This window comes from Corallococcus sp. AB032C, from assembly GCF_003668935.1.
GTDB lineage: Bacteria > Myxococcota > Myxococcia > Myxococcales > Myxococcaceae > Corallococcus > Corallococcus exiguus.
In genome coordinates, this window is sequence record NZ_RAWP01000060.1 from 30,469 (window position 1) to 42,489 (window position 12,021).

The 12,021-nt window shown below is 70.0% G+C and carries 1 protein-coding gene (only partly in view); it reads right to left on the bottom strand.

Annotation, left to right across the window (positions count from 1 at the left end; all coding sequences use genetic code 11):
• Positions 1-11,855, bottom strand: partial view of a non-ribosomal peptide synthetase gene (locus D7X99_RS24685; RefSeq protein ID WP_158627062.1) — the start only. It extends 19,657 nt beyond the left edge of the window; 11,855 of the gene's 31,512 nt are visible here — the first part of the coding sequence; the start codon lies at positions 11,853-11,855; the stop codon falls past the left edge of the window.
• Positions 11,856-12,021: the final 166 nt, after the last annotated feature.

Sequence of the window (12,021 nt, forward strand, 5' to 3'; positions counted from 1 at the left end):
TCCGCCTGGTCGGCGGGCAGCGAGGACAGGTCCACCACGGGCAGCACGAACGGCTTCGCCGGCAGGATGACCTGCACGGGCGCGCCGGACGCATCCTGATGGAAGACGGTGCGCAGCGCCTCGTGGCGCCGGACGATCTCCTCCAGGCCGCGGCGGAGCACGTCGACGTCCAGGTCGCCGGTCAAGCGGGCCGCGCTGGGCACGTTGTAGATGGGCGTGCCCGGCGTGAGCTGCTCGAAGAGCCAGAGGCGCTCCTGGTCGAACGACAGCGGCAGCGAACCCTCACGCGACGCGGGCTTGAGCGGCGGCGTCTTGAACTTCCGCTCGGCGCCCGTGGCCTCGTCCACACGGGAAGCCAGGGCGGCCACCGTCGGGGACTCGAAGAGCGCGCGCAGGGGCAGCTCCACCTGGAACTCGCCGCGCAGGCGCGACACCAACTGGGTGGCCATCAGCGAGTGGCCGCCCAGTTCGAAGAACGAATCCTCCGCGCCCACGCGCTCCACGGTGAGCACGCGCGCGAAGAGGGCCGCCACGCGCGTCTCCGTCTGCGTGCGAGGGGCCACGTAGGCATCGGGACGCGAGAGCGCGCCCGTGGGGGCCGGCAGGGCCTTGCGGTCCACCTTGCCGGCGGGCGTCATCGGCAGTGCGTCCAGCACCACGAACGCCGACGGCACCATGTACTCCGGCACGCCGTCCTTCAGGTGCTTGCGCAGCGAGGCCGCGTCCACCGTCCGACCCGGCTGCGGCACGACGTAGCCGACGAGCCGCTTGTCGCCCGGGACGTCCTCGCGCACCACGACCGCCGCCTCACGCACGTCCGCGTGGCGCAGCAGCACGGCCTCGATTTCACCCAGCTCGATGCGGAAGCCACGCACCTTCACCTGGTGGTCGATGCGGCCCAGGTATTCGATCTCGCCCTCGGCCAGCCAGCGCACGCGGTCGCCGGTGCGGTACAGCCGCGCGCCGGGGTCCTGGCTGAACGGGTTGGGGACGAACTTCTCCGCCGTCATGTCCGGCCGGCCCTGGTAGCCGCGCGCCAGGCCTTCGCCCGCGACGTACAGCTCGCCCGCGACACCCACGGGCACCGGATGGTGCAGGGCATCCAGCACGTACACCTGCACGTTCGCCAGCGGCTTGCCGATGGTCAGGCGCTCCGCCCGGACACCGCCATGCGTAAGGGTCGCGCAGACCGTGGTCTCGGTGGGGCCGTACGCGTTGATCAGCGTCCTCCCCTGCCCCCACTTGCGAGCCATCTCCACGCTCAGCGCCTCACCGGCGGAGACGATGGTGGACAGCCCGTCCAGCCCGTCCGTGCTCAACTGCGCGAGCACCGACGGCGTCAGCGTCACGGTGGTGATGCGCTGCGACTTCAGCAGCGTGCGCAGCGGCTCATCCGGCAGCAGGCGGTCGCGCGGCGCGAGCACCAGCGTGGCCCCGGACACGAGCGTGCTGAACACCTCCCACACGCTGGCGTCGAAGCTGGACGCCGCGTACTGCAACGCGCGGCGGCCCGTGCCCAGACCCTTCGCCGCGGCGGCCTGCCGGGCGGTGTTGTTGAGGCCTCGGTGCGGCAGGAGCGTGCCCTTGGGGCGGCCCGTGGAGCCGGACGTGTAGATGACGTACGCCAGGGTGTCGGCGTTGGCGCTGGAAGCAGGAGCGGTCTCCGGAAGCGTCCGAAGGTGCGCTGCCTCCAGGTCCATGCGCACGACGCGCAGGCCGTCGGAGGGCAGCTGCTGGCTCAGCGATTCCTGCGTCACCAGCACGGGCGCGCCGCTGTCCTCCAGCATGAAGGACAGGCGCTCACGCGGGTAGGACGGATCCAACGGCACGAAGGCGCCACCGGCCTTCTGGATGCCGAGCATCGCCACCGCCAGCTCCAGCGAACGCTCCACGCAGAGCGCCACACGCACCTCGGGCCCGACGCCCAGCGTGCGCAGGTGGTGCGCCAGCTGGTTCGCCCGCGCGTCCAGCTGCGCGTACGTCAGCGAGGCATCCTCGAACACCAGCGCCTGCGAGTCCGGCGCGCGACGCACCTGGGCCTCGAAGAGCGCCGGGAACGTCACGTCACCCGTGACGTCGCCGCGCGTGTCGTTCCACGCCACCAGCACCTGGTGACGCTCCTGCGCGCCCATCAGCGCGAGGTCGGACAGCTTCGCCGAGGGACGCGCCGCCACGGACTCCAGCAGCACCAGCAGGTGCTCCGTCATCCGGCGAGCCGTCGCCGCCGCGAACAGGTCGGTGTTGTACTCGAGCGTCCCTTCCAGTCCGCCCGCCGTCTCCGTCAGCGACAGCGTCAGGTCGAACTTCGCCGACTTCGACTCCACGTCGTACGGCGACAGCTCCACGCCCGACAGCTTCAGGTGCGGCAGCACGTCCTGCTGCAGCGCGAACATCACCTGGAACAGCGGCGCATGGCTCAGGCTGCGCTGCGGCTGGAGTTCTTCCACCAGCTTCTCGAACGGCACGTCCTGGTGCGCGTATGCACCCAGCGTCGTCTCGCGCACCTGCTTGAGGAGCTGCTGGAAGCTCGGGTTGCCCGAAAGCTTCGTGCGCAGCACCAGCGTGTTGACGAAGAAGCCGATGAGCCCTTCCGTCTCCGCCTGCGTGCGGCCCGCGATGGGCGAACCCACCGAGATGTCGTCCTGGCCCGTGTAACGCGCCAGCAGCACCTGGAACGCGGCCAGCAGCAGCTGGTACGGCGTGACGCCTTCCTGCTTCGCCAGCGCGTTCAGCGTGCGGCTCAGGTCCGCCCCCAGCTTCACCGGCACCGTCGCGCCGCGGTACGTCTGCACCGCCGGGCGCGCGAAGTCCGTCGGCAACTCCAGCACCGCCGGAGCGCCAGCCAGCTGCTGCTTCCAGTAGCCGACCTGCTTCTCCAGCACCCCGCCCAACAGCCACTCCCGCTGCCACTGCGCGAAGTCCGAGTACTGCACCGCCAGCTCCGGCAGTGGGGACTTCTGGTTGAGGACCTGGGCCTCGTAGAGCGCGGCGACCTCGCGCACGAGCACGCCCATGGACCAACCGTCAGAGACGATGTGGTGCATCGTCACCAGCAGCACGTGCTTCGCCTCACCCAGCTTCAGCAGCTTCGCGCGGAAGAGCGGGCCCGTACCCAGATCGAACGGGCGCGCGGCTTCTTCCTCCGCCAGCCGCCGCGCTTCCGTGCCCTGTGCACCGGAGACGTCCACCACCGGCAGCTCGAAGGCCTTCGCCGGGTGGATGACCTGCACCGCCTGACCGTTCTCATCGCGGAAGGTCGTGCGCAGCGACTCATGCCGACGGACGATCTCTTCCAGGGCCCGCCGCATGGCTTCCACATGCAGTGCGCCCTCCAGCTTCACACCGCCCGCCACGTTGTAGAAGGCGCTGCCTTGCTCCAGCTGATCCAGGAACCACAGACGCTGCTGCGCGAACGACAGCGACTCCGTGGCGCTCCGGGGCCGAGGCGTGATCGCCGGGGCCTTGGACGCATCACGGCCTGACACGGCCGTATCCACGAACGCCGCGAGCGAAGCCACCGTGCTCAGCTCGAAGAGCGAACGCAGCGGGACCTCGGCGCCGAAGGCGGCGCGCAGCCGGGAGACCAGCTGCATCGCCAGCAGCGAGTGGCCGCCCAGTTCGAAGAACGAGTCCTCCGCACCCACGCGCTCCACGCGCAGCAGCTGCGCGAAGAGCGAGGCCACCTGCTCTTCCGTCGCTGTGCGCGGGGCCACGTACTGGCCCTGCGCCACCTGGGCTTCCGGAACCGGCAGCGCCTTGCGGTCCACCTTCCCGTTCGGATTGAGCGGCAGCGCGCTCAGCACCACGAACGCCGACGGCACCATGTACTCCGGCAACCGCGCCTTCAGGCCCTTGCGCAGCTCCGCGACGTCCAGGGACGCACCCGCCACGTACGCCACCAGGCGCCTGTCGCCGGGCACGTCCTCGCGCACCACCACCACCGACTCGCGCACGCCGGCTTGCGAGGACAGCACCGACTCCACTTCACCCAGTTCGATGCGGAAGCCACGCACCTTCACCTGGAAGTCGATGCGGCCCAGGTACTCCAGCTCGCCATTCGGCAACCAGCGGATGCGGTCGCCCGTGCGGTACATCCGCGCGCCGGGCTCCTGGCTGAAGGGATTGGGGATGTACTTCTCCGCCGTCAGCGACGGCTTGGCCAGGTAGCCTCGCGAGAGGCCCGCACCCGCGATGTACAGCTCGCCCGGCACGCCCTGCGGTACCGGACGCAGCCATGCATCCAGCACGTACCCCCGCGAGCCCGTCAGGAGACGGCCCACCGTCGGCTCCCGCGTCGCGCCTTTCTCCACTCGCAAGTACGTCGAATACGTCGTGTCTTCCGTCGGGCCGTAGAAGTTGTAGACGGCCGCCACGTTCTTGAGCCCGTAGGCGGCCTGCGCCAGCCGGTTCAGCAGCGGCTCACCGGCGAGGTTTACCGTACGCACCGACTCCGGCACGCCTCCGCTGCGCAGCAACTCCGCCATCGCGGAGGGCACGGTGTTCACCAGCGTCACCCGGCTCGCGTCCTTCATCGTTGGGAGCGCCAGTGCGTTCTCCGCGACGATGACGGAACCACCGATGCTCAGCGGCGCGAAGACTTCAAACACCGAGATGTCGAAGTTCAGCGACGTCGACGCCAACATGCCCGACAGCTGCTGTGGCGTGAAGAACGTCGTCGCCCAGTGGAGGAAGGCCACCACGCTGCGCTGCTCGATGGCCACGCCCTTCGGACGGCCCGTCGAACCCGACGTGTACAGCACGTACGCCAGATTCCTCACGCCCGTGCGCGCATCAACGCGCGAAGCAGGGTTCTTGGAGATGTTCTCCCAATCGGTATCCAGGAACACGTTGCGCGCCGAGTGCGCGGGGAGCACGCCCAGCAACTTCTGCTGCGTCAGCACCACCGTCGCCTGCGCGTCCTCCAACATCCAGCCCAGACGATCCTGCGGGTACGCCGGATCCAACGGCACGTAGGCGCCACCCGCCTTCAGCACGCCCAGCAGCGCCACCACCATCCGTGCGGAGCGCTCCAGGCTCACGCCCACCAGCATGTCCGGGCCCACGCCCATGCCACGCAGGTGATGCGCCAGCTGGTTCGACTGCGCCTCCAGCTGCGCGTACGTCAGCACCTGTCCATCGAAGTAGACGGCCGCCGCATCCGGCGTGCGGGCAACCTGCGCCTCGAAGAGCGCCTGCATCGTCCCGGTCACCGGAGCCGGCAGGTCCGTCCCCGACACGTCCAGCAGCAGCGACTGCTTCTCCTGCGCGCCCATCAGCGACAGGTCGAACACCTTCGCCATGGGCCGCACCGCCACGGACTCCAGCAGCACGCGCAGGTGCTCTGTCATCCGCCGCGCCGTCGCCGCCGTGAACAGGTCCGAGTTGTACTCGAGCGTCCCTTCCAGTCCGCCCGCGGTCTCCGTGAGGAAGAGCGTCAGGTCGAACTTCGCCGTCTTCGACTCCACTTCGTACGGCGACAGCTCCATGCCCGACAGCTTCAGGTGCGGCAGCACGTCCTGCTGCAACGCGAACATCACCTGGAACAGCGGCGCATGGCTCAGGCTGCGCTGCGGCTGGAGTTCTTCCACCAGCTTCTCGAACGGCACGTCCTGGTGCGCATACGCGCCCAGCGTCGTCTCGCGCACCTGCTTCAGGAGCTGCTGGAAGCTCGGGTTGCCTGAAAGCTTCGTGCGCAACACCAGCGTGTTGACGAAGAAGCCGATGAGGCCCTCCGTCTCCGCCTGCGTGCGGCCCGCGATGGGCGAGCCCACCGAGATGTCGTCCTGGCCCGTGTACCGCGCCAACAGCACCTGGAATGCCGCCAGCAGCAACTGGTACAGCGTGACGCCTTCCTGCTTCGCCAGCGCATTCAGCGAGCGGCTCAAGTCCGCGCCCAGCTTCACCGGCACCGTCGCGCCGCGGTACGTCTGCACCGCCGGACGCGCGAAGTCCGTCTGCAGCTCCAACATCGCCGGAGCCCCGGCCAGCTGCTGCTTCCAGTAGCCGACCTGCTTCTCCAGCGCTCCGCCCAGCAGCCACTCCCGCTGCCACTGCGCGAAGTCCGCGTACTGCACCGCCAGCTCCGGCAGCGGCATGGCGCGGCCCTGCGAGTGCGCCTCGTAGAGCGCGGCCATCTCGCGCACGAGGACACCCAGGGACCACCCGTCGGAGACGATGTGGTGCATCGTCACCAGCAGCACGTGCTTCGCTTCGCCCAGCTTCAGCAACTGAGCGCGGAAGAGCGGACCCGTGCCCAGATCGAACGGACGCACGGCCTCTTCGTTGACGCGGCGCTGGGTCTCCGTCTCGCGTGCCGCTTCGGCCACGGTCGACAGATCCACCACGGGCAGGTCCATCCGGCCCGCTGCCTGGATGATCTGCACCGCCTGACCGTTGTCCTCACGGAACGTCGTGCGCAGCGACTCGTGCCGCGCGACGATCTCCTGGAGCGTCAGCCGCAGGGCTTCCACGTCCAGCGCGCCCTCCAGACGCACCGCGCCCGGCACGTTGTAGAGCGCGCTCCCCTGCTCCAACCGGTCCAGGAACCACAGGCGCTGCTGCGCGAACGACAGCGGCAGCACACCCTCACGCGGCACCCGCTTCAGCGGCGGCAGGTTCGCGACTTCCGCCTGCTGCTTCTTTCCGTCGACGAACGACGCGAGCGAGGCCACCGAGTTCAGCTCGAAGAGCGAACGCAGCGGGACCTCGACGCCGAAGGCAGTGCGCAGCCGGGAGGCCAACTGCATCGCCAGCAGCGAGTGACCGCCCAGCTCGAAGAACGAGTCCTCCGCGCCCACGCGCTCCAAGCGCAGCAACTGCGCGAAGAGCGTGGCCACCTGCTCCTCCGTCGCCGTGCGCGGCGCTACGTACTGGCTCTGCGACTGGGCCTCCGGAACCGGCAGCGCCTTGCGGTCCACCTTCCCGTTCGGCGTCAGCGGCAGCGCGTTCAGCACCACGAACGCCGACGGCACCATGTACTCCGGCAGCCGCGACTTCAGTCCCTTGCGCAGCTCCGCCACGTCCAGAGACGCGCCCGCCACGTACGCCACCAGGCGCTTGTCGCCGGGCACGTCCTCACGCACCACCACCACCGACTCACGCACGCCGGGCTGCGACGCCAGCGCCGACTCGACTTCGCCCAGCTCGATGCGGAAGCCACGCACCTTCACCTGGAAGTCGATGCGGCCCAGGTACTCCAGCTCGCCCGTCGCCAGCCAGCGCACCCGGTCGCCCGTGCGGTACATCCGCGCGCCCGGCTGCGCCGAGAACGGGTTCGGCACGAAGCGCTCCGCCGTCAGCGACGGCTTGGCCAGGTAGCCGCGCGCGAGGCCCGCGCCCGCGATGTACAGCTCGCCCGGCACGCCCTGCGGCACCGGGCGCAGCCACGCGTCCAGCACGTACGCCCGCGAACCCGTCAGCGGACGGCCAATCGTCGGCTCACGCGCGGCGCCCTTCTCCACTCGCGTGTACGTCGAGTACGTCGTGTCTTCCGTCGGGCCGTAGAGGTTGTAGACGCCTTCGACGTGCTTCAGTCCGTACAGCGGCTGAGCCAGCCGGTTCAGCAACGGCTCGCCCGCGAGGTTCACCGTGCGCACCGACTCCGGCACGCCCTGGCTTCGCACGAGCTCCGCCATCGCGGAGGGCACCGTGTTCACCAGCGTCACGCGGCCCGCGTCCTTCAGCGTCGGCAGCGCCAGCGCGTTCTCCGCGACGATGACGGCACCACCGCCGGTCAACGGCGCGAAGACTTCGAACACCGACAGGTCGAAGTTCAGCGACGTCGCCGCCAGCACGCCCGCCAGCTGCTGCTTCGTGAAGGTCGCCGTCGCCCAGTGCAGGAAGGCCACCACGCTGCGCTGCTCGATCGCCACGCCCTTCGGACGGCCCGTTGAGCCCGACGTGTACAGCACGTACGCCAGGTTCCCCACGCCCGTGCTCGTCGCGACAGGCGTGGTCGGCTGCCGCGCGATCACGGCCCAATCCGTGTCCACGCAGACGGCCTTCGCGGAGTGCTCAGGCAGCACGCCCAGCAGCTTCTGCTGCGTCAGCAGCACCGGCGCCTGCGCGTCCTCCAGCATCCAGCCCAGGCGATCCTGCGGGTACGCCGGATCCAGCGGTACGTACGCGCCGCCCGCCTTCAGCACGCCCAGCAGCGCCACCACCATGCGCGCCGAACGCTCCAGGCTCACGCCCACCAGCGTGTCCGGGCCCACGCCCACGCCGCGCAGGTGGTGCGCCAGCTGGTTCGCCTGCGCGTCCAGCTGCGCGTACGTCAGCACCTCGCCATCGAAGTGGACCGCGGGCGCATCCGGCGTGCGCGCAACCTGTGCCTCGAACAGGGCCTGCATCGTCCCGCTCACCGGGGCCGAAAGGTCCGTCCCCGACACGTCCTTCAGCAGCGTCTGCTTCTCCTGCGCTCCCATCAGCGACAGGTCGGACAGCTTCGCTCCCGGATCCGTGAGCAGCGACTCCAGCAGCACCCGCAGGTGCTCCATCATCCGCCGCGCCGTCGCCGCGGCGAACAGGTCCGTGTTGTACTCGAGCGTCCCGTCCAGCCCGCCCGCCGTCTCCGTCAGGTAGAGCGTCAGGTCGAACTTCGCCGTCTTCGACTCCACGTCGTACGGCGACAGCTCCACGCCCGGCAGACGGAAGTGCGGCAGCACGTCCTGCTGCAACACGAACATCACCTGGAACAGCGGCGCGTGGCTGAGGCTGCGCTGCGGCTGGAGTTCCTCCACCAGCTTCTCGAACGGCACGTCCTGGTGCGCGTACGCACCCAGCGTCGTCTCCTTCACCTGGGCCAGCAGCGCGCGGAAGGACGGATTGCCCGTAAGCGTCGTGCGCAGCACCAGTGTGTTGACGAAGAAGCCGATGAGGCCCTCCGTCTCCGCACGCGTGCGGCCCGTGATGGGCGAACCCACCGAGATGTCGTCCTGCCCCGAGTAGCGCCCCAGCAGCACCTGGAACGCCGCCAGCAGCAGCATGTACGGCGTGACGCCTTCCTTCTTCGCCAGCGCACCCAGCGCCTTGCTCAGCTCCGCGCCCAGCTTCACCGGCACCGTCGCGCCGCGGTACGTCTGCGCCGCCGGACGCGCGAAGTCCGTGGGCAGCTCCAGCACCGCGGGCGCTCCGGTCAGCCGCTGCTTCCAGTAGCCGACCTGCTTCTCCAGCACGCCGCCCAGCAACCACTCCCGCTGCCACTGCGCGAAGTCCGCGTACTGCACCTTCAGCGCCGGCAGCGGAGAACCCCGTCCGCCACGGAACGCGTCGTAGAGCGCTGCGACTTCACGCACGAGCACGCCCATGGACCAGCCGTCGGAGACGATGTGGTGCATCGTCACCAGCAGCACGTGCTTCGCTTCACCCAGCTTGAGCAACCGCGCGCGCACCAGCGGACCCGCGCCCAGGTCGAACGGGCGCACGGCCTCTTCATCCACGCACCGCCGCGCCTCCGCCTCGCGCGACGCCTCCGGGAAGCCCGTCAGGTCCGCCACCGGCAGCTCGAAGGCCTTCGCCGGGTGGATGAGCTGCACCGCCTCGCCGTTCTCCTCGCGGAACGTCGTGCGCAGCGACTCGTGCCGGCGGACGATCTCCTCCAGGCTCCGGCGCATCGCCTCCGCGTCCAGTGCGCCGTCCAGCCGCACCGCGCCCGGAATGCTGTAGAGCGCGCTGCCCTGCTCCAGCCGGTCCAGGAACCACAGGCGCTGCTGCGCGAACGACAGCGGCTGCGTGGCTCCCCTTGGCCGGGGCGCGAGCACCGCCGCCTTCGGCTCCTGCTTCGACGCCGAGATGCGCTTCGCCAGCTCCACCAGGCTCGGCCCCTGGAGCAGCAGCTCCATGGGCAGCGCGATCCCCAGCCCCTTCTCCACCGTGTGCGCCAGCTCCACCGCGCTCAGCGAATCCAGGCCGTAGCGCGTGATGGGCTCACGCACGTCCACCGTCTTCGCCGGCATCTTCAGCTGCTCCGCCACGCGCTCCACCAGCCACGTCAGCGTGGCCCGCGCGGCCTCCGGCACGTCCTCACGCACCGGCGCCGCGGCGGGCTCCGAGGCCTCGGCGGCATCCGACTCCTCCGCCTCCTCGAACCCCGGCTCGCGCCACACCAGCACCGTGCGCAGCTCGTCCGCGAGGAACTGCGCCTTGCTCGCGTGCCGCTGGATCTTCCCGCTGGAGGTCTTCGGGATGCTGCCGGGCTCGATCAGCGCCACGGCGTGCACCTGCACCTCGTGCCGCTCGGCGACGCGCTGGCGGATCTCCTTCACCGCCGCCTCCGCCATGTCCACCTGCTTGCGCAGGTTGCCCGCCTTGCGCAGGTCGATCTCCTGCACCACCACCAGGCGCTCCTCGCCCGCCACCTCCAGAGACACCGCCGCGACGCTGCCAGCGCGCAGCGCGGGGTGGCTCTCCTCCACCGTCTGCTCGATGTCCTGCGGGTAGTGGTTGCGGCCCCGGATGATGATCAGATCCTTGGCCCGGCCGGTGACGTACAGCTCGCCGTCCCGCATGAAGCCCAGGTCGCCGGTGCGCAGGAACGGGCCTTCGTCCGTGCCCTTCACTCGCGCGTGGAACGCCTCCGCCGTCGCCTCCGGCTTGTTCCAGTAGCCCAGCGCCACGCTGGGGCCGCGCACCCAGATTTCACCCACGCCGCCGGGCGCGCACGCCTCGCGCGTCTGGGGATCCACGATGGCCACGGGGTGTCCCGGCCGCTCGTCGCCGCAGCCCACCAGGACGCGCGCCTCCGGCTTCGCCGCGTCCACCAGCACCGCCCGGCGCTGCTCCAACGCCGGAGCATCCAGCGCGCAGCGCACCGGCGGCGCCTCCACGCGCCCGCCCGACACCAGCAGCGTCGCCTCCGCCAGGCCGTAGCACGGGAAGAAGAACTCACGCTTGAAGCCGTGCGGCCCGAAGGCCTGCTCGAAGCGATCCAGCGTCGCCGGACGGATGGGCTCCGCGCCGGTGAACGCCACCCGCCACGAGCTCAGGTCCAACGACTGCCGCTCCTCCGCCGGGATGCGCCGCACGCACAGGTCGAACGCGAAGTTCGGCCCGCCGCTGATCGTGGCCTTGTAGCGGGTGATGGCCTCCAGCCACACGCGCGGGTTCTTGAGCATCGTCATCGGCGACATCAGCGCCGCGTGGAACGTCGCGTACAGCGGCGTGAGGATGCCGCCAATGAGCCCCATGTCGTGGTACGGCGGCAGCCAGATGACGGCCGAGCTGCTGGGGCCCAGCTCGAACGCGTCGGTGATCAGCGCCAGGTTGTGCGCCAGGTTGCCGTGGCTCAGCATCACGCCCTTGGGCGAGCCCGTGGACCCCGACGTGTACTGGAGGAACGCCAGCGTCGACGCGTCCACCGCCGGCGGCATCCACTCCGCCTCCCCACCCGCCGGAATCTCGTCCGTCCCCACCCAGTGCAGCGAGCGCAGGTCCGGCGCCTGCTCGAAGACGAACTCCGTCATGGACAGGATGCCGGACGTGGTGAGCACCACCGTCGCGTTCGCGTCCTGGATGATCGCGCGCAGGCGCGGCAGCGTCCGCTCCAGCCGCATCGGATCCGGCGGATACGCCGGCACCGCGATGAGCCCCGCGTAGAGGCACCCGAAGAACCCCGCCACGTACTCCAGCCCGGGCGGATACAGCAGCATCACGCGCTCGCCCGGCTTCGCCACCTTCCGCAACGCCACCGCGATCCGCCGCGCCCGCGCATCCAGTCCCGCGTAGCTCAGCGCTCCGTCTTCCTGCCCCGCGTCGTCCAGGAACGTGTACAGCGGCTGATCGGGCCGCGATTCAGCCCGGCTCCGCAAGATTTCAACGAGAGTGGAATGCGAGGGCGTCAGCTCAGGGGAACGCGGCAAGGAAGAACCCATGTGGAAAGCCGGAGATCACCGCAAAGGCTTCAGTGGGCCGACTTCCTGTGCGACGCACACGCACGGTGTGCGTGACACAGGCGCCCTTGCAATGTGTCCGGGGGAGCAGAACTGGATACGAGAATACCACTAGGAATGGGTTCTACTGAACTTG